Raw genomic sequence first — 25,618 nt, forward strand, 5'->3', positions numbered from 1 at the left:
ACCTACTTATTTTGTCACTAGTTCTTCATAATCATACTCGATTGGTGTTTGCCGATCATGCAAACGGACTTTGATCACTCGGCTCAACAGATCCAGCCCGACCACACGTCCTTTGCCATCTGGCGTTTCAACTTCCTTGCCGCGATCCGGCAATTCTTTTTTTGCACGCTCATACTCTTCACTTTCGTACTTAAGACAACACATCAAACGACCACATAACCCTGAAATTTTTGCAGGATTCAAGGAGAGTCCTTGATCCTTAGCCATCTTGATGGACACTGGGATAAAATCGCCTAAAAACGTCGCACAGCATAGTTTGCGACCGCAGGGTCCAACTCCGCCTAGCGCCTTTGCTTCATCCCTGACACCAATTTGGCGCAGTTCGATCCGTGTATGAAATTCACTTGCCAAGTCTTTGACCAACTCACGAAAATCAACACGGCTTTCTGCCGTGAACGAAAAAATCAGTTTTGTGCGCTCAAAGGTATATGCCACCCGAATCAGCTTCATTGGCAGCTGGTGTGCTCGGATTTTTTCTTTCCCGATTTTCAACGCTTCGTCTGCTGCTTTTTGATTGGCGGCAGCTTGCTCCAAATCTTTTTTCGTCGCTCGACGCAGGATCGGTTTGACTGCTTGAGGCAAATCGCTCTCATTCATTTTTCTGCTTTTTGTAACCACCATGGCAAGACATTTGGCATCTTGTGATTCCACGATGACTTGTTCATTTATGGTATAGTTCTGTTTTTTTGGTGTGTAAAAATAAATCTGGCCCACGTCATGATAACGCACTCCGACAACTTCGATCATCTCTGGTCTCCTTTTCCGGCTGCTGCGTTTTATCCATAGATGATTTTCACGGAAAATTGTTCTGCCACTCCTTGGAAAGACACATTGGCTTGCAATTTTTTTTGTGCTTGCAATGCGGCTTCAATGGCACGATTGATCTCTTTTCCCCATAAACCTTGTGCCAACAATCGATCTAGTTCCTCTTGAAAGTAAAATAACAAGAGCAAAAAGATTTCTGATTGCTGATTTTTTTCTTTTGCTAGACCCAATAATTTTTTCTGAACAAAAATAAATGCTTGCGGGTCTTTCTTCAAAAGGTAATTCACCCAACGCTTAACAGCATCCTTAGTTTCATTAAACCATTCATTCTGCGAGATTTCAACTGCTTTATGATAACTATTAGTCAAGTGGCTCAGAAGTCGACTCGTCTCTTTGGAAAGTCCTTCTTCTTGGAGCTTCTCCTGTAGTTTTTCTTTTGACAGCTGCGAAAAATGAATGATCTGACAGCGAGACTGAATCGTCGGCAAAATACGTCCTAAACTCTCAGTTTCTAAAATCGCCAAAAAGTTTCCCACCGGTTCTTCCAAAAACTTTAATAGGCTGTTGGCAGCGCTGTTGTTCATTTTGTCAGCTTGAGACAAAATAAAGATTTTCAGACGACTTTCAAAGCCGCTTTTTGAGAACTCCTCTTGCAGCTGCCGAATCTGGTCGACTTTGATCATCTGCCCATCCGGCTCGATTTGGATGACGTCAGGATGCTCTCCTTGGGCGATCCGCAGACAATTGCTGCAAGTGCCGCACGGGGCTTCTTCTTGCACATTGGTACAAAAAAGGCGTTTTGCGAGCCACAGACTTAATTCGTGCTTGCCAGTCCCCTTGTCCCCTTCAAAAAGATAAGCATGAGCAATGCGCCCATGCTTGATACTTTTTTTTAGTTGGGCAAAAACAAGAGGCTGATATTCTTGTAGAAATAACTCCTCCATGAAAAGCTCCTTTTTTAATATTGATGGAATCCGTCAACCGGTAGCACGAACACAGTTGCTCCGCCGACTTCGACTTCGACTGGATAAGGAACTTGACCGTCTAAGGAAATGTCTAAAGACATCGGTGTCGAGACATATTGTTTTCTTGATTGACAGGTTTTTTTGATCAATTCTAATGCATCTTGTACCCGATCGTCTTCAATACCAATGATAAACGTACTGTTGCCAGCCTTTAAAAACCCACCCGTTGAGGACAATTTTGTAGCACGGATATTGGCATCAATAAACTCATTTGCCAAACGATTACTGTCTTTGTCTTGTACGATTGCCATAATTAATTTCATGGGACCATCTCCTTTGTGTTATCCAACCTACTCTAGATTGACTTGAAGTAAGCAGGATACGATTCAACGATTGCTGAATAGCTGGATTCAACAACTTCTTGTAACCCCATTCTAGCATCAATCTTATGAATGCGTACAGGATTTTCTTCCGCCAGCTTAAGATACGCATGACGAACCCGTTGATGAAACTCCAATCCTTCCGAATCTAAGCGGTCATATTGATGTGCGCGGTTTTCTTGGATGCGACGCAAGCCAGTATCAGAGTCAACATCTAGATACAAGGTAAAATCAGGCGTCGTTCCTTCCGTCGCAAACTCGTTGATCCGTGCGATCTCAGGAATCCCGATGCGGCGTCCAGCTCCTTGATAGGCAAGCGAACTGTCAACAAAGCGGTCACAGATCACGATGTGTCCAGCATTTAATGCCGGCAGGACAACCTCAATCAAGTGTTGGCGGCGGGCCGCTGCATAAAGTAAGGCTTCCGTCCGCTCATCCATTTCTTCATTTCGCGGATCTAAAATAATTTTACGAATCTTTTCAGCGATTTTAACTCCGCCAGGTTCTCTTGTTTTCACGATTTTTCTTGTTGCTTCAAGCTGTAACCGAGGATACAACTCTTCGATCACACTGGTTTTTCCAGCACCATCCGGTCCTTCGATGGTTATAAACAATCCATTCACCCTAATTGCCTCCAATATCTTTATAATTCTCGGCGACCTTCTACTGCTTTTAGCAAGGTCACTTCATCCGCGTATTCAATATCGCTGCCCACAGATAAGCCATGAGCCAAACGCGTGACTTTAATACCAGCAGGCTTGATCAAACGTGACATATACATCGCCGTTGCTTCACCTTCCGTGGTCGCATTGGTCGCAATAATCACTTCTTTGACCTGATCATCATGCAGCCGCTGTATCAGCGATGCAATGTTGATATCTTCTGGACCTGTCCCTTCCATCGGGGATAACACGCCATGCAGCACATGATAAAGTCCATGATACTCCCGGACTTTTTCTAGTGCCATGACATCTTTAGGCTCTTCAACCACTAAAATCGTTTCTTTGTCTCTTGTTGGATCACTACAGATCTCACAAGGATCTTCTTCAGTTATATTTCCGCAAATACTGCAAAAGTGCAAATCTCGTTTGACACTAAGCAACGATTTGGCAAACTCATTGACGACTTCTTCTTTCATATCGATCGTATAAAATGCCAAACGTGTCGCGGTTTTTTGTCCGATTCCCGGCAGTTTCATGTAACTGTCGATCAATCGGGCGATCGGTTCAGGATATTGCACCGTCATTTCTCCTTTTATAGACCCGGAATGTTTCTTGTGTATTTGCCCATCGTTTGTTCCGATTCTTTTTCAATTTTCTTCAATCCGTCATTGACAGCTAAAATGATCATATCTTGCAGCATTTCCACATCGTCAGCATCAACGATCGCTTCATTGATAGTAATGTCTTGTAACGTCTTATCGCCAGTAAAGGTCGCTTTGACATAGCCATTTGTCGATTCGCCGATAAATTGTTTGCTGTTCAGCGCTTCTTGTTCTTTCATCATTTCTTTTTGCATTTTTTGCATTTGTTTCATCATGCCTTGCATATTTCCCATGCCTCGCATCATTATCAATCACTCCATTTTCATTAATTTTCTTCAATGCTGGTTAATTCACCAAATAACTCTTGCGCTTTTGTTACTAAGTCGTCATTTTCAGGTTCGACAGGAGCGGCTTCGGTCTCTTCTTGGTCTACTTCAATTTCCGAATCTGCCGTTGCTTGACCGCCGGCCAAAAACTCTTGCCGTAGTGCTGGCCAACTTTCTTTTGTGATAAAGACAGCCTGTGGGGCGTAGTCTTTGATCATGCGAGACAATTGATTATGGATCATCAATTGAAACTCTTGGTCGTTACTTGCTCGCTGGCATAAGATCTCATAGTCAAAAGCGATCACGACGCCCGATTCGCTGGCAGCTTTTGCTTCACTGGAATGCAGCATCGCTCTTTGCGTCACGGAAAGAGACATCAAAAGATCGTCCCAAACATTGCGAACGTTTGCCAAGTCTTTCTTCGTTGCACTTTTCAGTACTTGGAACACGCGTTCCTTTGGTAAACGGAACGTAGTGGTCGCCTTGGCTTTCTTCACTGGCGCAGTGGTTTCCGCAACGGCACCTGCCGGTCGATTCTCCTGCAGTCGTTGCACCTCTGCCTGAAGTTTTTGCAATGCTTGCCGTAACTGCGCCACTTCTTGACTATTATCAGCTGAATTGCTAGCAACAGCAGCACTTTCTGGATCATTGGCTAATTTGACCACAGCCACTTCCAGATAGATCGTAGGATTGTTCGTAAATCGTACTTCATTTTGCGTATCGTTTAAGACCGTGATCCAGTGATAGATTTTTGCTGGCGGGGTATTTTTTGCCAGTGTTTGAAACGCTTCAGTCAATTGCAGCGACTTTTCAGATAGCAGCTGCGGCGCTTGTTTATACATCAGCAAGTCTCGACAATAAACCAACAAGTTTTCCAATAAACGTCGGGCTTCTTTACCAGAGGCTAATAACTCCCGCAAGGTCGCTAACGCATCGGCAACTTCTTTTTCCCCGCAAGCTTGCATCAGACGGTCCATCATTTCATAGGACAAGCTGCCCGTCACTTCAAGAGCATCTTGGGTCGTTACGGTTCCATCACTAAAAGCGATCGCCTGGTCGGTGATACTCAAGGCATCCCGCATACCGCCTTCTGCGGCTCGCGCAATGATCTGTAAAGCTTCTGCTTCGTAATTGATCTCACTAGTAGTAAGGACCGTTTCTAAATGACCCACGATATCTTGCGTATTGATCCGTTTGAAATCAAAACGTTGGGTTCGAGAAATGATCGTTGCTGGAATCTTATGGGGCTCTGTTGTTGCCAAAATAAAGACAACATTTTTCCGTGGTTCTTCCAATGTTTTTAGTAAAGCGTTGAATGCGCCTGTTGACAGCATGTGCACTTCATCAATGATATAAACTTTGTATTCAGCTTGGGTCGGTGCATAGTTCGCACGATCACGAATAAAGCGAATTTCTTCTACACCGTTGTTGCTTGCCGCATCGATTTCGATCACGTCTTCTTGCGTCCCTGCTGTGATTGAGCGACACATATCGCACTCATTGCAAGGCTCACCGTTGACCTGGTTCGGACAATTGATGGCTTTGGCAAAAATTTTCGCTGCACTTGTTTTCCCGGTTCCTCGAGGACCCGTAAATAAATAGGCATGCGAGATCTGGTTTTGATCGATTGCATTTTTTAAGGTTTGGGTAATTGCTTTTTGTCCGACAACATCATCAAAACGCTGAGAACGCCAAACACGATATAATGCTTGATAAGCCATAGTTTTCCACACTCATTTCAAAATTCGCTACCTTCTATTATACGTAATATCAGCCAAAAAAACCACCGTTTGCGTGGGGGAATCTCAAAAGAAATGGAAATTTAATCCGCAATCTCCAATTTGTCTCTTTTATTCAAATCCACCTGCGAACGAACCGTTTATTGATGGATTTTGCGAAAAACTCCTCTCCAACTTTAGACTGATAACGTAAATCTCACCTCCTATGGTATAATGAATCTATGTTCATCTATTGTGATGAAAACAATTTAAAGGAGGACTGAAAATGGGTATTATCAAAGCGGCAACAAGCGCAATTGGCGGCGGATTAGCAGATCAATGGCTAGAGGTGATCGAGCCTGACAATATGAGCGATTCGACAGTAATGACAAAAGGTGTCAAAGTGCGGCGTAATGACAAACGCGGTTCCAACAGAAAAGGCACAGAAGATGTCATCACTGATGGCTCAGTGATCCATGTCTATCCGAATATGATGATGTTATTGGTTGATGGCGGGCGAATCATCGATTATACCGCCGAAGAAGGCTACTATACAGTGAAAAACGAATTAGCGCCTTCAATGTTAAACGGTTCATTGAAAGATGCGATTTCTGAAACGTTTGACCGCTTTAAGTTTGGTGGCGTTACACCGCAAAAACAACAAGTTTTTTATATCAATCTACAAGAAATCAAAGGGATTCGCTTCGGTACTTCCTCGCCTTTGAATTATTTTGACAACTTTTACAACGCAGAACTTTTCTTGCGGGCGCACGGAAACTATTCCTTACGAATTACCGATCCAATTTTGTTCTACACGAATGCGATCCCAAAAAACAAAAGTCAAGTCGATATCAACGACATCAACGAGCAGTACTTAGCTGAATTTTTGACCGCCCTACAAACAGCGATCAACAAAATGTCCGCTGATGGCGAACGAATTTCTTACGTTCCATCTAAGAGCATGGAATTAAGCAAATATATGGGAACAGTTCTTGATGACAGCTGGCGAGAACTCCGAGGAATGGAAATCGTTTCGGTTGCCGTCGCAAGCATCTCTTATACGGATGATTCCGTAAAATTGATCAACATGCGGAACCAAGGGGCAATGTTAGGTGACCCTTCGATTCGTGAAGGCTATGTTCAAGGTTCGGTAGCTCGTGGTATGGAATCTGCCGGTAGCAATGCCGCTGGCGCTACGACTGGGTTTGTTGGTATGGGCATGGGGATGAACGCTGGTGGCGGTTATTTGAACCAAGCGTCACAAAACAACCAACAGCAGATGCAGCAGCAACAAGCACCTGCACAAAGCAACGCAGATCATTGGGACTGCCCACAATGCGGCACATCTAATACTGGTAAATTCTGCAGCAATTGCGGCACGCCTAAACCAACGAGCGATGGACCAAGTCTGAAAATGAAATGCAGTGATTGTGGTGAAGTGATTGATTTAGCCAACGGCATTCCAAAATTCTGTCCGAATTGCGGCAAACCTTTCAAAGGTGTCCCAGTAGACTAATTGAGGAGGATTGCTGATGGATGTTATCACACATAAGTGCCCCAATTGCGGGGGCGCTTTAACCTTTGATCCTGGCGATCAAAAATTTCATTGTCCATTTTGTCTGAGTATTTTTACTGAAGACGAAGTCACTGCCTTTGAAGAAAAGCAAAAAGAAGCGCAAATGGCCGCTGATTCTTCTGTAGATGCCACGGCTGCCTCAGTGACGGAGCCGAGCCTTGAAGAAGAAGTGCAACAACAAGCCAATGCACAAGCGGGACAGATGGACCTTTTCACCTGCCCCAGCTGCGGTGCTGAAATCGTGACGGATGCGACTACAGCTGCAACCTATTGCTACTTTTGCCATAACCCGGTCGTTTTATCTGGACGGCTTTCGGGAGAATTTTTGCCAAACAAAGTCCTTCCCTTTGCGATCGAAAAAGAAGAAGCAACGCAAAAGTTTTTAGAATGGGCGCAAAAGAAAAAATTCGTCCCACGGGATTTCTTCGACCAAGCACAAGTAGAGAAATTGACTGGCGTATACTTCCCTTATTGGGTCGTCGATGCCGAGATGAACGGCTCCCTCTCAGGAATGGGTACCTCCTTGCGTATTTGGCGCGTTGGTGATATTGAATATACTGAACATAAACAATACGACGTCTTGCGACGAGGCAAAATCAAGGTGAATGAATTGCTCAAGCATGCGCTGTCAAAAAACGTCCAGCAAAAAATGGTAACTGGTGTTCAGCCGTTTCCCCTTGAAAAAGCTGTTAATTTTCGCAGTCAGTATTTAGCCGGCTTCCAAGCAGAAAAAAGAGATATTGAATACATTGATCTTTCCGACGAAGTCAAAAACGAATTATCGGGGTATGCTGAAAATCTGCTAGCAGGTACCGTCAATGGCTATACTAGTTTTAAACGCAACAATCGATCCATCAATCTAACAAAAGAAGAAAACAACTACGTTTTGCTTCCTGTATGGCTAGTGACCTATCGAGCCGATGATGAAAACAAGAGTGCCTTTTATTATGCGATGAATGGGCAAACAGGAAAAGTCAGCGGTGTTTTACCGATCAGTTACAAACGCTTGGGAATCGTCAGTGGCGCAATTTTCGCGGCAACGACCATCCTCGCATTGATTGGAGCGTATTTCTTATGAAAAAACTATCTTATTTGTTGCTTCTGCTGGTTGGCTTTTTCTTCACCACCCTGCCCGCCTTTGCAGCCGAAGAGACAGTCGCAGACCACGCTGGACTTTTTACCGAACAAGAAATCCAGAAGTTGAATGAAGAAGCAGAAGCGCTGAATGCAAAAATCAAAGGCGAAGTGTTTATTCAAACAACGAACAGCAACACGGGAGATATCGAGTTGTATACTAATCGATATCTTTCAAGACGGATCGGCAACGACAACAATGGATCCGCTTTGGTGATCGATATGTCGCAACGTAAATTTCACGTTTCGACTTCTGGAAATATGATCGATTACCTCACCGATTCACGTCTAGATAATCTTCTTGATGCGGTATTTGACCAAATGGCAGAGGGAAATTATTACCAAGCGGCATTGGTCTATCTGCAAAAAGCAGCTGGTTTTGTGGAAGCAGGTGTTCCTGCCGATCACTATCGTATCGATCGTGATACTGGAAAAATTACTTATTACAAAGTGATGACGCCACTAGAAATTGCTATTTGCTTAGCGATCGCGGCAGTGATCAGTATCGCCTTTTTCATCATTGTTAAATCCCGTTATCAATTAAAAATGGGCGGCTACAAATTTAACTATCTAGAAAAATCAAGTATTGATCTGACTCAAAAAGAAGATCGCTTAGTCAACTCCTTTGTCACAACCAGACGCATCCCCCGTCCCTCGGATAATAGCGGAGGCGGCGGTGGTGGCGGTTTTTCTGGCGGCGGAGGCGGCAGTACGACCCACTCTTCTGGCGGCGGTACTTTCGGCGGCGGCGGACGCAGTTTCTAATCGTTAAATAGTTCTTTTGAATGTAAAAAAGAGTTCCTTCAAACGGGAACTCTTTTTTTTGCTGCTATTCATACCATGAATCGACAAGATCCTTTAGCTATCGTCACAATGATTTTGACCCTATCGCCGGTAAAGATATAGAGATCCTTTTGATAATTTCAAATGTACCTCATCGATTTTACTTGAGTATGCTTTTTATTCAAATCATTTCCTTAAACACAGAGAAATCAATATTGCCGCCGGAGACCAATGCCACAGTTTTCTTTCCTCGAAGTAAATGATCGATTTGTCCGCTTAAAATCGCCGCTGTACTTAATGCACCAGCACCTTCTGCAATGACTTTTTCCTTCAAAGCCAAGTAATGGATCGCTTGTTCGATGTCGGATTCTTCAACTAAGACCGTTTCATCGATACGGGTCTTTAAAACATCATAGGTCAGCTCCCCTGCTAAAGCAACATCACAGCCATCGGCGATCGTTCTACTGCGGCGATTGGCTACCAGCTTTTGCTGCCAGATCGAGGCGATCATACCATAAACGCCATAGGATTGAACGCCGATGATTTTGACTTCTGGACGAAGTTCTTTTAAGGCTAAAGCCATCCCAGCGATCAACCCACCACCGCCGATGGGAATAATGACATTATCAACATCTGGAAGATCCTCCAACAGTTCGATCGCAATCGTTCCTTGCCCCTCCATTACTGCCCGATCATCAAAGGGAGAGACAAAAACTTCGCCACTGTCTTTCATGGCGTCTACTGTCAGTTGCTTGGTTTCATCAAACGTCTCTCCTGCTAAAACGACTTGTGCGCCATAGCTTCTTGTCGCCTCTATTTTTGTTTTAGCAGCCGTTAATGGCATAAAGATTCGGACATTGATCCCCAGTAACGATCCTGCGAGAGCAACACCTTGCGCATGATTTCCTGCAGAACAGGCGATGACACCGCGAAGTTTTTCTGCATCAGTCAATGAAGCGAGCTTGTTATACGCCCCCCGCGCTTTAAAGGAGCCGGTACGCTGTAGATTTTCTAATTTCAAAAATATCGTGCCCTCTTTTTCTTTGCCTAAAATATTACTTGGTGCAAGTGGTGTATGGATCATGATTGGTTTCAATCGTCGATACGCAGCAGCGATCCCCTGACTGTCCGTCAACACTTCCTCAATCACAAACGTTCCCCCTTTTTTGTTTTTTTATACTCTCATTGAAGCACAGAACTTGTAGAAAAACAAACTGGGGAACTCGTACAAGCAAAGAGCACTTCCCTATCCTTTACACGTCAATGTCACCAACTATTCTTACAGAAGAATTTTCAGAAAATAATGACATTTCTTTTCTGAAGTGCTATACTTAGAAAAATTAAAAAAGGGTGTGAACGAATGACAATCGATTGGTCAAATTTAGGGTTTTCTTATATCAAGACGCCATGGCGTTTTTTGGCAACATGGAAAGACGGTTCTTGGAATGAAGGCGAACTTACCGAGGATAATTATCTGCATATCCACGAGGGATCAACCGCTCTTCATTATGGACAACAATGTTTTGAAGGACTAAAAGCCTACCGAAGAAAAGATGGCGGCATCAATTTGTTCCGTCCAGACGAAAATAGCAAACGGATGAATCGCAGTGCCTATCGCCTGCGCATGCCAGAGGTTCCTGAGGACTTTTTCTTAGATGCGGTAAAACAAGTAGTAAAAGCAAATCAGGAATATGTTCCGCCTTATGGCAGCGGCGCCACCTTGTATATTCGTCCTCTATTGATTGGGGTCGGAGAAAACATCGGTGTCAGTCCAGCACCAGAGTATATTTTTACGGTTTTTTGTATGCCTGTCGGTCCTTACTTTAAAGGCGGATTGACACCGACCAATTTCATTGTTTCTGATTATGATCGCGCGGCACCAAATGGTACTGGCGCAGCCAAAGTTGGTGGAAATTATGCTGCGAGTCTGCTGCCTGGATACGAAGCCCATCAGCGGAAATTTTCCGACTGCATCTATCTGGATCCAGAAACGCATACCAAAATCGAAGAAGTCGGTTCTGCTAACTTTTTCGGAATCACGGCTGACAATGAATTTGTGACACCAAAATCTCCTTCTATTTTGCCAAGTATCACAAAATATTCATTGCTGCATCTAGCGCAACACTCATTAGGATTGACCCCTGTTGAAGGCGATGTTTATCTTAATGAGCTGGATCGGTTTGTCGAAGCGGGTGCCTGCGGAACAGCTGCTGTTATCTCCCCAATCGGCGGGATCCAAAACGGTGAGGATTTTCATGTGTTCTATAGTGAAACGGAAGTTGGTCCACAAACAAAAGCATTGTATGATCAATTGACCGGCATTCAATTTGGAGATATTGCGGCCCCAACAGGTTGGATCTTTGATGTCCCATTGAAATAGCCACACCCATAGACCATCATAAAACGAACGGTCCACTGTGATCGTTCGTTTTATTCTCTTTCCGCCAACCAATTCCTTTCCATCAGGAGAGAATTGATTGCCACAACTCTTTCGACTTGTTACAATCATAGCAAAGGGAGGCGTAATGATGGGTAAACGACTCGGCTATTCTTTGCTTGCAACAGCATTGTATTTGGTGGTTTCCAATATCGGTAATCTCGTTTTTGGTATCAACCGCAGCTTTAGCTGGACCACAACATTGTGGGAAGCATTTTTCTTTTTTATTTTTGTGTTCCTATTCCAACAATTCCGAAAAAAATAAGCAGTGATCCTCGCTAGTAAGAAACGGGGATCGCTGCTTATTCCTTTTGCAGGAATTTCATTTACAAAAAAAAGCGCCAAACCCCTTCATACAAAAGGATTTGACACTAAGAAAAATTATTTAACTGTTACTGAAGCGCCAACTTCTTCTAAAGCTGCTTTCAATGCTTCAGCTTCGTCTTTAGAGATGCCTTCTTTAACTGCTGAAGGAGCTCCGTCAACGACTGCTTTCGCTTCTTTCAAGCCTAAGCCAGTTGCTTCACGAACTGCTTTGATAACTTTAACTTTTTGATCGCCAGCTGCAGTCAATTCTACAGTGAATTCAGTTTGTTCTTCAGCAGCACCAGCATCGCCAGCTCCACCAGCTACAGCTACAGGAGCTGCAGCAGATACGCCAAATTCTTCTTCGATAGCTTTAATTAAATCGTTTAATTCTAAGATTGTCGCGCCTTTTAGCTCTTCGACAATGTTTTCAATGTTCAATGCCATTTTGTTTTCCTCCATTTAAGTAAGTAGTTTAGTTTTTTAATACTGAAAAATCATGCGGCAATTATGCTGCATCTTCTTCTTTTTCTGCCACTGCTTTGACAGCGTAAGCCACGTTGCGGATAGGTGCTTGTAGCACAGATAGCAACATAGAAAGAAGTCCTTCGCGGTTTGGCAATTTCGCCAATGCAGTAATTTCTTCCAATGAAGAAACTTTGCCTTCGATGATACCGCCTTTGATTTCTAAAGCTTTTGCGTCTTTTGCGAAATCGTTAATGATTTTTGCAGGTGCAACAACGTCTTCGTTACTGAATGCTACGGCAGTAGGACCAGTGAATACTTCACCTAAACCTTCTAGACCAGCTTTTTCAGCAGCACGAGAAAGAATTGAGTTTTTGATAACTTTCATCTCAACGTTTGCATCACGCAATTGTTTACGTAAGCGAGTTACTTCATCAACAGTTAATCCACGGTAGTCAACAACGACTACAGATGCGGCTGCAGAGAATTTTTCACTCACTTCATCAACGATCGCGGATTTTTTAGCGATAGCTGCTTCACTCATTTATATTTCACCTCCTGATTTTGATGGAAGAGTTTCTTCGAAACGAACGGTTCCTTTGTCTAAAAAAAAGACAATAAAAAACTCTATGCCACCGTAGACATAGAGGGACTATTGAAGGTTCTCAATAAACGTCCTCGGTAGGAAATTAAGGCAAATGCCACCTACTGTCTTCGGTACAGTTAAACTTTTAACCTTGACTACCTTACCATAGATAAGGCAGTCAAGTCAATAAAAGTTTTAAATTTTTGTGTTAAATTAGAAAGAAGCTTGTTCTACATGGATCCCAGGTCCAAATGTTGTTGTAACTGAGATATTTTTCATGTATTGACCTTTTGCTGCTGAAGGTTTAGCTTTCAACAATGTTTCATGGATTGTTTTGAAGTTTTCGATTAATTTGTCATCTTCAAATGAAACTTTTCCGATTGGTACGTGGATGTTTCCAGCTTTGTCAACACGGTAAGTTACTTTACCAGCTTTAACTTCGTTAACTGCTTTTGTTACGTCCATTGTTACTGTACCAGTTTTAGGGTTAGGCATCAAACCTTTAGGGCCTAACACACGACCTAATTTACCAACAGTAGCCATCATGTCAGGCGTTGCAACAACAACGTCAAAATCGAACCAGCCACCTTGGATTTTTTGAACCATATCGTCGTCACCAACGAAATCAGCACCAGCTGCTTCTGCTTCTTTGGCTTTATCGCCTTTAGCAAAAACTAAAACTGTTTGTGTTTTACCAGTACCGTTTGGTAATACAACCGCGCCACGGATTTGTTGATCCGCTTTTTTAGGGTCTACGTTTAATTTGTAAGCAACTTCAACCGTTGCGTCGAATTTTGCAATATTTGTTTCTTTTGCCAAAGCTACTGCTTCTTCAACAGAATAAGCTTTTGTAGCATCAACTTTTTTCAATGCTTCTTGCATTTTTTTGCTTTTTTTAGCCATTTTGTTTCCTCCTTGATGTGGTTATAACGGTAGAACCTCCCACGTGTCCCATATTTTTCAATATGAAGCCGACTGAGAAGCTACTTCCTTAGGGCTGTAATTATTCTACAGTGATCCCCATGCTTCGTGCAGTTCCTTCAACCATGCGCATTGCTGCTTCAACGTCAGCTGCGTTTAGGTCTTCCATTTTCAATTCAGCGATTTCTTTTACTTGATCGCGTGAAACTTTTGCAACTTTTGTTTTGTTTGGTTCGCCTGAACCTTTTTCAACGTTTGCTGCTTTTTTCAACAATACTGCTGCTGGTGGTGTTTTTGTAACGAAAGTAAATGAGCGGTCTTCGTATACAGAGATCACTACTGGAATGATCAAACCTGCTTGATCAGCTGTACGAGCATTGAATTCTTTAGTGAATCCCATGATGTTGATACCCGCTTGACCTAGCGCAGGACCTACCGGTGGAGCTGGTGTTGCTTTACCTGCAGGAATTTGCAATTTAACGATTTTTTCTACTTTTTTTGCCACGAGACATACCTCCTTGAGTCCGTGATGTGGTTAATTGGAGATCCAAATTTCTCCTCCCACTTTGGTGATTCATGTGCACACACAAAAAACGTGTGACGAAAGCACACTGGAATATTATAGCATCTTTAAGGAATAATTCAAGGTTTTTCAGCTGATTTTTTTGAAAAAATACTCACCATCGCTTTTCGTCATTCCTTTGATAAAAAAATAAATAAAAATCCCTTGCTTTTGGTCTGCTTTTTTCATTCTCTCATTTTTTTATGCTACACTACTACTGGAATTCTTCCCTATTCGTTTACTACTATCGAGGTGAAAAAAATGGAACAATTAAAATACCGCAGTGTATTTGATATAATCGGTCCCATCATGGTGGGTCCCAGCAGTTCTCATACAGCCGGTGCGGCTCGGATCGGAAAAATCGTTCGCAGTATTTTTGGTGAACAGCCAGACAGTGTTGATATCCTTTTGTATGAATCGTTTGCCAAAACCTATCGCGGTCATGGAACCGATATTGCGTTAGTTGGCGGTCTTTTAGGCATGGAGCCAGATGATGCTCGCCTAGCAGACTCTTTAAAAATCGCTTATGAGAAAGGGATCGAAGTCCTATTCGTTCCTAAAAAAGAAAAAGCGGAACATCCAAATATGGTCAAGATGATTTTGACAAAAGGTAGCCACAAACTTTCTGTCACTGGTATCTCGATCGGTGGTGGTAATATTCAAATCTCAGAGCTTAACGGCTTCAAAATTTCTCTGACGCTGGGTACGCCAACTTATGTGATCGTTCATCAAGATGTTCCAGGAATGATTGCAAAAGTAACCAATTTACTATCAGAGGCTCAAATCAATATCGGTACGATGACCGTAACAAGAGAAGCTGTCGGTGATAAAGCAATCATGATCATCGAAGTCGATCAGCGCAATGATCAGCTGGCGCAACAAATCAAAGTTTTGCCACACGTTTACAGCGCTGCGTATTTTGATTAAAGGAGAAAAGGCACATGTTCTATACAATAGAAGAATTAGTAACAGAGAGTAAAAATTATCCTTCCGTTGCAGAGATGATGATTGCGATCGAAGCTGAAAATACTGGCCGTAGTCGCGAACAGATCCTTGCAATCATGGAAAAGAATTTAGTTGTTATGGAACAATCAGTCGCTGAAGGTGTCGCTGGTGTAAAATCGGTGACGGGATTGACCGGCGGCGATGCGACACGCATGAACGACTACCTTGCTGCCGGTGATTTTTTAAGCGGAGAAACCATTCTACACGCGGTCCAAAATGCCATTGCAGTCAACGAAGTCAATGCGAAAATGGGCTTGATCTGTGCAACACCGACCGCCGGTAGTGCGGGTGTTGTTTCTGGTGTCTTGATGGCCGTACGTGAACGTTTGGCACTGACTCGAGCGCAACAAGTCGACTTTTTATTTACAGCCGGCGCCTTTGGTCTAGTGATTGCCAACAATGCCTCGATTTCTGGAGCCGAAGGCGGTTGTCAAGCGGAGATCGGTTCTGCTAGCGCAATGGCAGCGGCAGCTTTGGTTTGTGCAAAAGGTGGCACCCCTCACCAAGCGGCTCAAGCGGTGGCGATCACCCTCAAAAATATGATGGGCTTGATTTGTGACCCTGTCGCGGGCTTAGTCGAAGTCCCATGCGTGAAGCGCAATGCCCTGGGATCTTCCCAAGCCTTTATCTCTGCCGACATGGCACTGGCAGGAATCGAAAGTGTTATCCCACCTGATGAAGTGGTCTTAGCGATGTATCAAGTCGGTCGCCAAATGCCTAGCATTTTCAAGGAAACGGCTGAAGGCGGTCTAGCCATGACACCGACTGCCCAACGCTTGCAGGCAGAAATCTTAGAAGCCAATCGTTGATTTTTTTTAGAAACGAACACGAATAAAAACCAACCAAGAACAACCAATCGTTGCTTGTTCTTGGTTGGTTTTCATTTTCCCATGATTTCCAGCGACGAAAAGACAAGTAATCCACACTTGTTAAACAAGTAACAAACGACATTGGCGGTTTTTCTACTCCCACTCGCCTACTCCATAGTGTTTCTTTTGGGCAACGGGTTTTAATACCTTCACAGGCTCGGAAAATTTAGGTTTCCCTTCTGTTTGATCCATTGGGACCAATGGCTGCTCGCTTTCTTGTGCTTTCAAGTCCATTTGTGGTTTTTCTTCCTGGGTAGCTTGTGCCTGATCGGCTGATTTTTGCCAGAGCTGTTTGCTGAGATCCAATAAGGGAATGATCATCATGGCGACGAGCCCGCCAGAAAAACCATTGTTATACAGATTCAAACCTCCATGTAAGAAATCAATATTCAGTACCATTGAGGCGTGGACAAAACCGACCACCAAGCCGCCTTTCCAGCCATAGGCATTCGTTACTGCACAGAGCATCATCGCAAAAATCGCTGACGTGACTGTAACTGTCTCGTTGATGGTGTATACGCTCAATAGATTGGCGATCGTCACCCCTGCCAATAAAGGCAGCGAGTTAAACACATGAGAGCCACAAGCAGAAAAGCCGATGACGCAAAAGATCGCACCGATAACTGGTCCATTTAAAACCGCACCAATACTGACAACGTAAGCCACTAACAAGAATGTCATTAACCCCATATTGATCATCGTATTATAAACGCCAGTATCCCTTAAAATATCTCGCTCGATTTTGCCACTATGCGACCAAATCGCTCGCATATTCAATCGTTTTTTCTTGATCGCCATCAACAAGCCATAGCCGACGAATACCCCTCCTAAAACCAGCATCATAAAAATCAATCGAGGTTGCTGCTCTTGAGATACTAATGTTCTTAGCTCGATCGTCAAGCCAAACATTCGGCAGATGGCAGCGACCAGGGTACATAGCATCCCTGAAGTAAATCCCGCACTGTATAGACTGACGCTTTGAAACAGCGCTTGAAAGTATAAGGCCATAGGAACCATCAAAAAACCGGTGAAGACCCCAATGCCATACCCCATCACTAGACTAAAGTATGGTGGTAAGGAATCATTGAAAGCAAAATAGCTGACGATTGGGGAAACCGATGACCCATAGAGGGCGATCAACAGAAATTTTTTCAATGGTTCGTTCATAAAATACGAATACAGTCGAACGCCTAAAAATATTGGGATAAAATTCAGGAGATTTTTTCCAAAAAAACCATAGCCAGTCACCATGAAGATCGCAGAGACTGCACCGCCCGTGATCGGTACCCGATAGTGATAGCAAATCGAGATCGCTACAAAGGTCATCAGACTGCTATTTAACAAAGCCGTCCCTACCGAGGTCATGGCAATATAATCGGTGACTAAATGACTTTCCGAAAACAAAATCAACTTGAGCTCTTCGACTGCCACCATTGGATCAAAAAACAACATAGCAAAGAAAAATAGCAGCAAATTGAAAAGAAATAACAAGCTATATCCATTATGTACAGAGATCATCCCTTTACCATGGGGATGAAAATCATTGTGAAACTTTACTCTAAAAAAAGTGACTAGTTTTGACATAGGACCCCTTCCTCTTATAAAGCGCTTACTGATTTTGAGAAAAAAAGTGGGCCAACGAATTGGTCCACTTTATTCTCATTACTGTTATTTTACCGTAAAAGAGTCATTCTTGCTAGTGAATCCAGTAGTTAAATCTTATCTACTTGCTCAAAATCAAGTTCTGTACTCGTTTCACGACCGAACATATCGATGTTCACTTTTAGTTTTTGTTTTTCTTCATCGATTTCTGCTACTTGTCCTTCTAGACCAGAAAACGCACCTTCGATGATTTTGACGGTTTCGCCAATTTCTACTTCCAGTTCAACTGTCCGAGTGCTCATACCGATCGAACGTAAAATTGAATTGATTTCTTCTTGTAATAAAGGCGCTGGCTTGCTTCCTGCACCATGAGAACCAACGAAACCTGTTACCCCAGGAGTATTACGTACAACGTACCAAGATTCATCCGTCATGACCATTTCAACTAATACATAGCCAGGAAATGTTTTATGAACGATTTCTTTGGTTTTGCCGTTTTTTTCTTCTGTTTCTACTTCTTCGGGAACGACGACACGGAAAATATAATCACCCATACCCATGCTTTGTGCACGTGACTCTAGGTTCGCTTTTACTTTGTTTTCATAGCCAGAATACGTATGCAGTACATACCAATTTTTTTCAAAAGATTCCATTTTTTTCGGACTCCCCATCTTTTTGTAAAATAAAAAAACCTCAGCTGCACCGAAGTTTTTCCTCAAAGCGATTATAGCATGATTTGCGATAAATGACTAGCGCTATCAGTAAGAAGTCTTACTTTAGGATCCAATTGAAGACTGTTTGAATCAGTGTGTCCATCACAAAGAACATCAATGCAAAAATAATGGTTGTTTGAATCACCACAAAGGTATCTTTACGTAATTGCTTTTTTGATGGCCAAGAAACGTTTTTCATTTCTTCAACAACATTTTTCAAAAATTTCATTTGATTCCCTCCTTACTTCGTTTCACGATGCAACGTATATTGATTACAATACTTGCAAAATTTGTTGATTTCAAGGCGTTCGCCTTTTTTACCTTCACTGACTGATTTTGAATAGTTGCGGGATCCGCAGACAGAACAAGCCAAAGCAGCTTTTTTTGTTGCCATCTTAGTGTCCTCCCCCTTTTTATAAAGTTTTCCAACACTAAAAATACCATTTATTTAAGAATGTGTCAATTTTTGATTTTCTGTCGTAAAAATATAGTTTCTTCTAATTTTGTGGTATGATAATGGTGTTAAATGGGTATTTGGGAGGGAAAATTATGTTATTAAAAACAATGGTTTACAAAAAACGCGATTTAACAACGGTAAAAGAAACAGCTACTTTAGAAGAAGCGCTGGCAATTTTGGAAGAATCTGGTTATCGTTGTGTGCCTATCCTAGATGAATCAGGCAAGATTTTCAGAGGAAATATTTATAAAATGCACATTTATCGCCACAAAGCAAACGGCGGCGACATGACTTTGCCAGTCACTTATCTACTAAAAAATGCGACCAAATTTATTTATGTCAATTCTTCTTTCTTTAACGTTTTCTTCACGATCAAAGAATTGCCTTATATTGCTGTATTAGATGAAAACAATCAATTTTATGGCATCTTGACACACAGTTCTTTGTTGAACATGTTGTCACAGTCATGGAGTGTTGAGCAAGGAAGCTATGTGTTGACGATCGCATCAACTGGTCAACAAGGCGACTTAGCAGTCATCGCAAAAATAATCGCAAAATACAGCAGTATTGCCAGCTGTATCACACTGGATATCGGTAAAGATGAATTTATCCGTCGTACGATGATCACTTTACCAGCGAACACATCAAAAGAATTATGCGACAAGATCGTTTCTCAACTGGAAGCGAAAAATTTCAAAGTTGTGGAGATCGAAGACCTAAAAGCAGAATAAAATAAAAGATCATTCCTAAAAAAGAAAGGAATGATCTTTTTTCTTGTTTTTTGAGAACCATCAAAGCAAAAAACAAGATTTTTTTTTAAACGCGCTTATCGAAACGAACGGCACAATTGATGATATACATCACAGGTGCAGTGATCGTCATCACGATAAATTCACTCAATGCCGTTGTTGCAAAGGTTGGCCAGAAAGGTAATGCTAAGGTGATGTTTAGCATAATCGCAATCAGGAACATGCTTAATGAAAAAACAATTGTATTAAATGCGAGTCTTAAGAAAACATTTGGAATCTTCTTATGTACCAAGGCAGTTGCTCCTAAGGCTAAAAAGCTTCCGAAACCGCCGAATACGACATCCAAGATCCCCATTCCAAAGAACAAGTTATACACAACGACCCCACCGACGACACCCCACATCAATTTTCTGTTGAAAACGACTAAGTGATTCAACCCTTCAGATATTCTGAATTGAATCGCTCCTGAGGCGACTGGTGCGACCAGAACCGTTACAGCAACATAAAGTGCCATAATGATCCCATTGGCTGCGACGACACGCAAACGTTGATTGGTTAGATTTGTTGATTTTTCCATTTGATCCCTACTTTCTCCGAGTTTTGATTACGCGGGATGGTTGATGAACCGCGGTGCGCTTCGCACAAGTACTTATTATACACATTAATAGCCATATATCAATGTTAAACCAGCCAAATCCTTTTCTAAATCACCTTAAAAGCTTTTTCTAAGTCAAGTTTCTCACCGATTGCCATTCATTCAGTGCTTCTTTATTCTACTTAAACAAGCTAGTCACGGCTCATGGGGTAGCTTTTCTTTTTGGCTTCCAATAAAAGCATACTTTTGGAAAGCAAACTCAATGAGAAATACTCTTGCAAAGCCTACGCTTACTAATAAAAAAGTACCGCTAGTCATGCTGATCTTTCAGATAGCAAAACTAAAAAAAGAAGGGAGAGAAGCACTTGTAATCGATGTCGCAAATCACGTGATGGATAATCATATTTTTTTACTTTAACGAGGCACGCAATAAATATGTTACAATATACTCATATAAACAAAAATAAAAGGAAGAAAAGGTCTAATAATGAAAAAAATAGCGATAAACTTAATAACTCTCCTTCTGATGGTCATAGCTGTTGGTTGTGGAAATGGTAATGGTAATGAAAATATCACAAAAGAAGACTTACAAAAAAATGACTGGCTTATTGAGATAGATGATGATGATGGTGATGGTGAGTATGCAGTGATGACAGCCACATTTAGTGAAACGAATCTTACTATTGGTACCGATAATAGCTCGCTACAATCAGAAGATGATGATGAACTGGAAGAGCTTGGAGTAGCTTTTGATGGGGTAGTCTGGGAAGAATTCGAGTATACCTACAACTATACCCTTGAAGACAATCAGCTAGTGATGCAAGATCCAGAATATGAAACTGAGATGTCCTACTTCTTCCTTGAAAGAGATGGTAAAAATATTATTTTTACATTTATTGAAGGAATGAACGATGAAGATGGTAGCTTTGTGCTGAAACCTCGCTAAAAAAAGGATCAGCCTATAAAGCGGGCAGCCAGTAAACTTACTTTGTGAATCCTCATATCTAGCAAAAAATACTATGGAATAAAAAACTCCTTTCCCGCTGAGGGGAAGGAATTTTTTATAGTGATCGAACCAGTTTCAAGTGCCCGATTGTGTACACATTGACTGAGTCCTTCTCTATTTAGCAGGTCGAAAGCCCGCTTTGTAAGCTTCCACCTCTGTCTTGAACATACGAATCGGACTGGTCGTTTTCTTATAGTATTGACTGCCCGGTAGGTGATAAATCTTTTGTTTTGACCCTTTGATCAACCCTTTGCCCCGTTTATCTACATATTTTTTTCGTCCATCTCGAAAGCCATTATTCGTCGTTCCAGGTGCCTTCCCACCTTTTTTTACCAGCTTGATCTGAATTGCTTCCAATTGAAAGCCAAAGCCAGAAGTTCCTGAGGACTGCCCGTTTTTTGCCCAGCCCATCCAGCCAAATTGTTGTGCATTGACTCGATAATAGACATCATAATACTTAGCGATCTCACCGGTAAGTTTGATTTGGATCGCTTCCAAACGTTGCCCCTTACCGCTTGTACCAGATAGCGCACCATTTTTTCTAAAAGATTTTTCCCATCCTTGTTTCTGAATGGATGTTTTATATTCAATACTTCCTTTATATTTTTCGTTTGTAATTTTTATTTTGATTGCTTCAAGTCGCTTCCCTTTTCCTGTAGTCCCTGACGTCTGAGCGTTTGTTTTCCATGATTGCCACCCTTGAGACTGGACATTCGTTTGATAGCTCACGCTCGGTGAAGAAGCAGCGAAAACTGTCACTGGAAAAACAACAAAACCAAGTAAGAAAACAAGTAATACAGAAACTTTTTTCATTTTATCCCCTCCTTATTTTTGATTATCTCAATATAATATCTAAAAAACAAACTTTTTATAAACAATAAGTAGTTTTTTATCAAAACAACTTATATAAATGATAACAGGACTGAAAAATCAAAAGAAGGATCACTCATGGAAATGGAAAGGAGCTTTAAACGAGGAATGCGAAAATCAATTCATTTTAAGTTAGGTTTACTTATTGTATTCCTTTCAATACTCAAAGTTGATAAGTGCATAGGATAAAACTAGCTTTTCGACTACTGGTAGAATGTACCTCTCAACGCACGATGAAAGAATCGTTGTTCATTTTTCTGAAAATCTAAAATATGAGTGCTTGCGATATGGTATAATCTATTTCGTTGAAATTGTTTTGAGAGGATGGCATGATTGAAATTATTTGGATTGACCTTTGGCTTAAGAAATGTAAAAACTGGCATTAGTGTATTTCTATGTATTTTGATTAGTTTTCTTTTGAATCGTGAAACGTATGTTGTATCGACGATCACAGCTGTTTTCACATTACGAGAAGACCATGAAAACACTGTCAAATACGGGAAACATCGGATTGCCGGCAACAGCTTTGGCGCAATCGCTTCCGTGTTTTGTATTGCGATATTTAACTTTTTCGGACATTCGTCCGTTATACAAATCATTGCGATCCCTTTAGTGATCATGTTGATGATCGCTTTATTGGTCAAATTTGATTACTCCGAGGGAACAGTTGGTGCTTGTGCCACACTATTGACGATTTTATTCATGATTCCTCAAACTGAATCATACTTGTATGCCTTTAATCGGATTATTGACAGCTTTATAGGCATGACGATCGCCATACTGGTGAATCGCTTTTTCCCATTTCCCAATAAACGCACTGCACAAACGAAGACAACACCGAGTCAGAGCGATTCGGTTTGAAACAAAGCAGAAAAAGAACCCCATCTCAAAACGGCATTGAGATGGGGTTTTAAAAATGGATCAGTTACTGAAAAATACTTGTTGGTCTTCAACTAATGGATAAGAAATCGGTACATTGCCTTCCAAATCTTCTTTATTCATATCAACTGCAACGATTTGACTATTTTCATACGTACGATAGTAATAGATCCCTTTGTCTGTATTGCAGCAAGAAGTATAAATCGTGTATTCATAGTTTTCATTTCCAGTATCACATAGTCCTTTTTGCTGTTCGACAGAACCTAGAATATGGAAAAACTGACTAATGCTTTCGGATTCAGATTCTCCAGAAACGGAATTCAATCGGGTAAATGCCGCTTTGACAAAACGAGACATCGAAGAAAGATCTCCTGGCAGACCTAAGGCCCCCATTCCACGACTGTACTCATCAAAATCCAGCTTGTCAGAAAAATGCGTTTCTGGTGTTTTCGATGATAACACACGGTAGTTATTCAAATTGAATAACTGGTAGTCAAATGGCGGATTATTCGTTAAGACCCCGACCGGATTTTCATGAATATGAAGACCATCACTCATACTCTCAACAACGATGGCACTTTTTTTATCAGCAATCATCCAATGCAATGGCGATAATGGTAGTTCTTCACTAAAATTGATCTTTACCAGATTAACCTTCGCCAACAGGGCTTTTGCCTCTTCCACGGTAGCGCATTGTCCTAGTAACCATGGGATGAATTCAAAAGGCGTGACGTTTTCTTTCCCCTCTTGAAACTCATTGTATACAGCATTTTCTGGAAAATTCAAACCAGCGATACCTAAGCCTTTTTCGTTGACCGCATCATAATAGAGTGGGTATTCAGCGACTCCAGCAGCAATCCCGATCATCGCATAATGGTGATCTATTTCACTTACTTTGCGAAATTTCAATTGGTAATTTCTCGGAGTAATGGTCACCACTTCTTTATAAGAAACATCGTAATCAAAATTTCTGCCAAAATAATGATCCTTCGTTACATACGTTAGCGCAGTACACATCCTAATTCCTCCTAAAATAAGTTTTTACACCTTTAATTTACTCCTATCGCATTTTTTTAACAAGTAAAACGGAAGAAATATTAATAAAAAAATAGTTAGATATATTATGATTGTTTTAATACTACAAAACAACAAAAATCAGCTACCTTGAAAGTCCTTCCACCGACGAAAGCGCAAATTTATTCAGATTTAACAACATTATAACGCATACATTGTTAAATAATGATTAAAAATAGGAATATTTCTTTATTTAAGAAGTGCTTAAATGTAAAATAGATAGAGTATTAGGAAAGAATGGTAACCGTTCTTTTTTTACAATACAAAAATACTAATTCATCGAAAATTATAAAAAGAAATTATAGTTTTCTTTGAACAAAGGGGATAAACAAATGAAAAAGACTCTATTTGGATTTGTGTTGGTAACGGCCTTATTTATGGCTGGCTGCTCGAGTGAAGACGCGGAAAGTGATACTGTCGAATCCTCACAACAAACAACAGAAACCACGACGGCGCCATCTGAAGATGATGAAGAGATAGATGATTCAGACGAAACTGATGATTCTGATGCCGACATCAGTGAAAGTTCTGAAGAAGAAACTGACAGCGAAGCGAATCAAGTGTCTGCTGACGATTTAGAAGTACAACTTGAAAAATTATCCGATACGTACGCTGAAATGATTGCAGAAGTGGAGGGTTATATTGCGAATCCTGACACGTATGACTTAACAGCCTACACCTCTATCATGCGCAATTATACTGATTTGATGAGAGAATTACAAACGACTACAGAAGCAATTGAAGCTGCTGATTTAGGTGACGGCTGGGCCTATCACGATATCTATATGGATATTTTGGAGGACTCTGTAAAACTAACAGAAGCTTTCGGTAATTTACCAGAAATGCAGCCATAATTAAAGGAGAAATGCGATGAAAAAAGTACTAATCAAACTGGTACGAATCTTAAGCATTATCGCGATTATTTTAAATGTGATAGGCACTTCTGGTCTGTTTTATATTGCTCACACTCATAATTTACTGGGATTTATGATTCAAACTTGGCAAAATAATCCATTAAATTTTAGTAATTCAGATGTGCTGATAATCAATAATGCGATTATATTTTTGGTGATTCCAATTTTACTTTTAACTTTCGTGAAAAATCCCAAAAAATAATCTTTCGTGGCTCCTCGAGCCGTAAACTTTAAAAGCAAAATCGTTTGTCCATCGATTTTGCTTTTTTTCTTTACCTTTCATTTAGAAAGTTTAAAATTCTTTAAAAAGCACAAAGTAAATATTGTAAGCGATTGCTAAAATAGGAAAACCTGCTATACTGTAAGTGTAAGGAGCAAGGATTCCCAGTAAAGCAGACGAAGCAGGTTCTGCAAGAAAAGAATTGTTGTCAACTTAGAATAAAAGACAAAGGATGTGGGAATTTGAGTTACTCCTTACTAATTGAATAGGATTCGGCGATGGGCATCGTTACCTGAGGATCAAAGTGGACATAAGAACCTTTGAGAACCTAGAAAGCACAATCGTCGAATCTATTTTTTTGCTCTTTTTTTCAGGCATCGTCCCCCCCTCCTTCTGTCGAAACATGCTATAATTAAT

31 protein-coding genes and 1 other annotated feature are annotated in these 25,618 nt (G+C 41.4%); of the genes, 12 read left to right on the forward strand and 19 right to left on the reverse strand.

Annotation, left to right across the window (positions count from 1 at the left end; all coding sequences use genetic code 11):
- Positions 1–6: 6 nt before the first annotated feature.
- From IGI96_RS00600 to dnaX, 7 genes are read right to left on the reverse strand one after another with little or no spacing between them, the layout of a single operon-like run.
- On the reverse strand, positions 7–807 hold the full coding sequence (locus IGI96_RS00600; RefSeq protein ID WP_438784778.1) for a PSP1 domain-containing protein: 801 nt from the start codon (positions 805–807) through the stop codon (positions 7–9).
- Between the two features lie 29 nt (positions 808–836).
- A complete protein-coding gene (gene holB / locus IGI96_RS00605) occupies positions 837–1,769 on the reverse strand; it encodes a DNA polymerase III subunit delta' (RefSeq protein ID WP_270288074.1) in 933 nt (310 codons plus the stop codon).
- 14 nt (positions 1,770–1,783) lie between these two features.
- Positions 1,784–2,113 (reverse strand): cyclic-di-AMP receptor, encoded by a 330-nt coding sequence (locus tag IGI96_RS00610; RefSeq protein ID WP_005229817.1) that lies wholly within the window; start codon positions 2,111–2,113, stop codon positions 1,784–1,786.
- Positions 2,114–2,145: 32 nt separating this feature from the next.
- Complete coding sequence (gene tmk, locus IGI96_RS00615) at positions 2,146–2,793, reverse strand: dTMP kinase (RefSeq protein WP_005229815.1); 648 nt, start codon at positions 2,791–2,793, stop codon at positions 2,146–2,148.
- A 20-nt stretch (positions 2,794–2,813) separates the two neighbouring features.
- Positions 2,814–3,410: a recombination mediator RecR gene (gene recR, locus IGI96_RS00620; protein ID WP_005229813.1), complete on the reverse strand. Its 597-nt coding sequence runs from the start codon at positions 3,408–3,410 to the stop codon at positions 2,814–2,816.
- 14 nt (positions 3,411–3,424) lie between these two features.
- A complete protein-coding gene (locus IGI96_RS00625; protein ID WP_005229811.1) occupies positions 3,425–3,739 on the reverse strand; it encodes a YbaB/EbfC family nucleoid-associated protein in 315 nt (104 codons plus the stop codon).
- A 20-nt stretch (positions 3,740–3,759) separates the two neighbouring features.
- Positions 3,760–5,481, reverse strand: a complete 1,722-nt coding sequence (dnaX, locus tag IGI96_RS00630; RefSeq protein WP_438784779.1) for a DNA polymerase III subunit gamma/tau — start codon at positions 5,479–5,481, stop codon at positions 3,760–3,762.
- 283 nt (positions 5,482–5,764) lie between these two features.
- Between dnaX and IGI96_RS00635 the strand changes: the two genes are divergently transcribed.
- From IGI96_RS00635 to IGI96_RS00645, 3 genes are read left to right on the forward strand one after another with little or no spacing between them, the layout of a single operon-like run.
- Positions 5,765–6,994, forward strand: a complete 1,230-nt coding sequence (locus tag IGI96_RS00635; RefSeq protein ID WP_010749514.1) for an SPFH domain-containing protein — start codon at positions 5,765–5,767, stop codon at positions 6,992–6,994.
- A gap of 16 nt (positions 6,995–7,010) precedes the next feature.
- Positions 7,011–8,132 (forward strand): hypothetical protein, encoded by a 1,122-nt coding sequence (locus IGI96_RS00640; RefSeq protein WP_015509952.1) that lies wholly within the window; start codon positions 7,011–7,013, stop codon positions 8,130–8,132.
- On the forward strand, positions 8,129–8,953 hold the full coding sequence (locus tag IGI96_RS00645; protein WP_015509953.1) for a TPM domain-containing protein: 825 nt from the start codon (positions 8,129–8,131) through the stop codon (positions 8,951–8,953). Before IGI96_RS00640 ends, IGI96_RS00645 begins: the two co-directional genes overlap by 4 nt.
- A gap of 199 nt (positions 8,954–9,152) precedes the next feature.
- Here IGI96_RS00645 and IGI96_RS00650 read toward each other — a convergent pair whose 3' ends face one another.
- Complete coding sequence (locus tag IGI96_RS00650; RefSeq protein ID WP_175496481.1) at positions 9,153–10,121, reverse strand: pyridoxal-phosphate dependent enzyme; 969 nt, start codon at positions 10,119–10,121, stop codon at positions 9,153–9,155.
- A gap of 210 nt (positions 10,122–10,331) precedes the next feature.
- On the opposite strand from IGI96_RS00650, the gene IGI96_RS00655 reads away from it, so the two are divergent.
- Together IGI96_RS00655 and IGI96_RS00660 are read left to right on the forward strand one after the other, a co-directional pair.
- On the forward strand, positions 10,332–11,351 hold the full coding sequence (locus IGI96_RS00655) for a branched-chain amino acid aminotransferase (protein WP_005229799.1): 1,020 nt from the start codon (positions 10,332–10,334) through the stop codon (positions 11,349–11,351).
- Positions 11,352–11,499: 148 nt separating this feature from the next.
- Positions 11,500–11,673, forward strand: coding sequence for a hypothetical protein (locus IGI96_RS00660; RefSeq protein ID WP_005231922.1), 174 nt, complete (start codon positions 11,500–11,502; stop codon positions 11,671–11,673).
- A gap of 116 nt (positions 11,674–11,789) precedes the next feature.
- Here IGI96_RS00660 and rplL read toward each other — a convergent pair whose 3' ends face one another.
- The 4 genes from rplL to rplK all read right to left on the reverse strand — a co-directional run bounded on the left by rplL (position 11,790) and on the right by rplK (position 14,191).
- Complete coding sequence (gene rplL / locus IGI96_RS00665; protein ID WP_003127081.1) at positions 11,790–12,161, reverse strand: 50S ribosomal protein L7/L12; 372 nt, start codon at positions 12,159–12,161, stop codon at positions 11,790–11,792.
- Between the two features lie 61 nt (positions 12,162–12,222).
- The gene (rplJ, locus tag IGI96_RS00670; RefSeq protein WP_016610861.1) at positions 12,223–12,723 is read right to left on the reverse strand and encodes a 50S ribosomal protein L10; all 501 of its coding nucleotides are present in this window, start codon (positions 12,721–12,723) and stop codon (positions 12,223–12,225) included.
- A gap of 65 nt (positions 12,724–12,788) precedes the next feature.
- Positions 12,789–12,915: a sequence feature (ribosomal protein L10 leader region), on the reverse strand.
- Positions 12,916–12,978: 63 nt separating this feature from the next.
- Positions 12,979–13,668, reverse strand: coding sequence for a 50S ribosomal protein L1 (gene rplA, locus IGI96_RS00675; protein ID WP_005229790.1), 690 nt, complete (start codon positions 13,666–13,668; stop codon positions 12,979–12,981).
- A 100-nt stretch (positions 13,669–13,768) separates the two neighbouring features.
- The gene (gene rplK, locus IGI96_RS00680) at positions 13,769–14,191 is read right to left on the reverse strand and encodes a 50S ribosomal protein L11 (protein ID WP_005229787.1); all 423 of its coding nucleotides are present in this window, start codon (positions 14,189–14,191) and stop codon (positions 13,769–13,771) included.
- 318 nt (positions 14,192–14,509) lie between these two features.
- Between rplK and sdaAB the strand changes: the two genes are divergently transcribed.
- Both sdaAB and sdaAA read left to right on the forward strand, forming a co-directional pair.
- Positions 14,510–15,175: an L-serine ammonia-lyase, iron-sulfur-dependent subunit beta gene (sdaAB, locus tag IGI96_RS00685; protein WP_005229781.1), complete on the forward strand. Its 666-nt coding sequence runs from the start codon at positions 14,510–14,512 to the stop codon at positions 15,173–15,175.
- Positions 15,176–15,189: 14 nt separating this feature from the next.
- Positions 15,190–16,062 carry an L-serine ammonia-lyase, iron-sulfur-dependent, subunit alpha gene (gene sdaAA / locus IGI96_RS00690; protein ID WP_074932907.1) on the forward strand — a complete coding sequence of 291 codons (873 nt, stop codon included), beginning with the start codon at positions 15,190–15,192 and terminating at the stop codon, positions 16,060–16,062.
- Positions 16,063–16,215: 153 nt separating this feature from the next.
- On the opposite strand, the gene IGI96_RS00695 is transcribed toward sdaAA, so the two are convergent.
- The 4 genes from IGI96_RS00695 to rpmG form a co-directional block, all read right to left on the reverse strand.
- Positions 16,216–17,706, reverse strand: coding sequence for a DUF1576 domain-containing protein (locus IGI96_RS00695; RefSeq protein WP_270288075.1), 1,491 nt, complete (start codon positions 17,704–17,706; stop codon positions 16,216–16,218).
- 128 nt (positions 17,707–17,834) lie between these two features.
- The gene (gene nusG, locus IGI96_RS00700) at positions 17,835–18,377 is read right to left on the reverse strand and encodes a transcription termination/antitermination protein NusG (protein WP_005229769.1); all 543 of its coding nucleotides are present in this window, start codon (positions 18,375–18,377) and stop codon (positions 17,835–17,837) included.
- A gap of 118 nt (positions 18,378–18,495) precedes the next feature.
- Positions 18,496–18,666 carry a preprotein translocase subunit SecE gene (secE, locus tag IGI96_RS00705; RefSeq protein WP_005229766.1) on the reverse strand — a complete coding sequence of 57 codons (171 nt, stop codon included), beginning with the start codon at positions 18,664–18,666 and terminating at the stop codon, positions 18,496–18,498.
- A 12-nt stretch (positions 18,667–18,678) separates the two neighbouring features.
- On the reverse strand, positions 18,679–18,831 hold the full coding sequence (rpmG, locus tag IGI96_RS00710) for a 50S ribosomal protein L33 (protein ID WP_005229764.1): 153 nt from the start codon (positions 18,829–18,831) through the stop codon (positions 18,679–18,681).
- A gap of 155 nt (positions 18,832–18,986) precedes the next feature.
- Here rpmG and cbpA point away from each other — a divergent pair, with 155 nt between their 5' ends.
- Positions 18,987–19,625 (forward strand): cyclic di-AMP binding protein CbpA, encoded by a 639-nt coding sequence (cbpA, locus tag IGI96_RS00715; RefSeq protein ID WP_005229762.1) that lies wholly within the window; start codon positions 18,987–18,989, stop codon positions 19,623–19,625.
- 85 nt (positions 19,626–19,710) lie between these two features.
- Here the strand turns inward: cbpA and IGI96_RS00720 are convergent, their stop codons facing one another.
- Entirely contained in the window at positions 19,711–20,220 is a 510-nt protein-coding gene (locus IGI96_RS00720; protein ID WP_438784780.1) for a QueT transporter family protein, read from the reverse strand.
- Positions 20,221–20,725: 505 nt separating this feature from the next.
- On the opposite strand from IGI96_RS00720, the gene IGI96_RS00725 reads away from it, so the two are divergent.
- On the forward strand, positions 20,726–21,184 hold the full coding sequence (locus IGI96_RS00725) for a hypothetical protein (protein WP_270288076.1): 459 nt from the start codon (positions 20,726–20,728) through the stop codon (positions 21,182–21,184).
- Between the two features lie 174 nt (positions 21,185–21,358).
- Here IGI96_RS00725 and IGI96_RS00730 read toward each other — a convergent pair whose 3' ends face one another.
- Positions 21,359–22,057, reverse strand: coding sequence for a sunset domain-containing protein (locus IGI96_RS00730; RefSeq protein WP_270288077.1), 699 nt, complete (start codon positions 22,055–22,057; stop codon positions 21,359–21,361).
- A 390-nt stretch (positions 22,058–22,447) separates the two neighbouring features.
- On the opposite strand from IGI96_RS00730, the gene IGI96_RS00735 reads away from it, so the two are divergent.
- Complete coding sequence (locus IGI96_RS00735) at positions 22,448–22,975, forward strand: FUSC family protein (RefSeq protein ID WP_034858419.1); 528 nt, start codon at positions 22,448–22,450, stop codon at positions 22,973–22,975.
- 60 nt (positions 22,976–23,035) lie between these two features.
- Here IGI96_RS00735 and bsh read toward each other — a convergent pair whose 3' ends face one another.
- The gene (bsh, locus tag IGI96_RS00740; RefSeq protein ID WP_270288078.1) at positions 23,036–24,010 is read right to left on the reverse strand and encodes a choloylglycine hydrolase; all 975 of its coding nucleotides are present in this window, start codon (positions 24,008–24,010) and stop codon (positions 23,036–23,038) included.
- Between the two features lie 389 nt (positions 24,011–24,399).
- Between bsh and IGI96_RS00745 the strand changes: the two genes are divergently transcribed.
- The gene (locus IGI96_RS00745; RefSeq protein WP_087627673.1) at positions 24,400–24,921 is read left to right on the forward strand and encodes a hypothetical protein; all 522 of its coding nucleotides are present in this window, start codon (positions 24,400–24,402) and stop codon (positions 24,919–24,921) included.
- A 16-nt stretch (positions 24,922–24,937) separates the two neighbouring features.
- A complete protein-coding gene (locus tag IGI96_RS00750; RefSeq protein WP_270288080.1) occupies positions 24,938–25,183 on the forward strand; it encodes a spermidine/putrescine ABC transporter permease in 246 nt (81 codons plus the stop codon).
- The last annotated feature ends 435 nt before the right edge of the window (positions 25,184–25,618 follow it).

It is taken from the genome of Enterococcus sp. DIV0421, from assembly GCF_051713745.1.
Taxonomy (GTDB): domain Bacteria; phylum Bacillota; class Bacilli; order Lactobacillales; family Enterococcaceae; genus Enterococcus_D; species Enterococcus_D casseliflavus.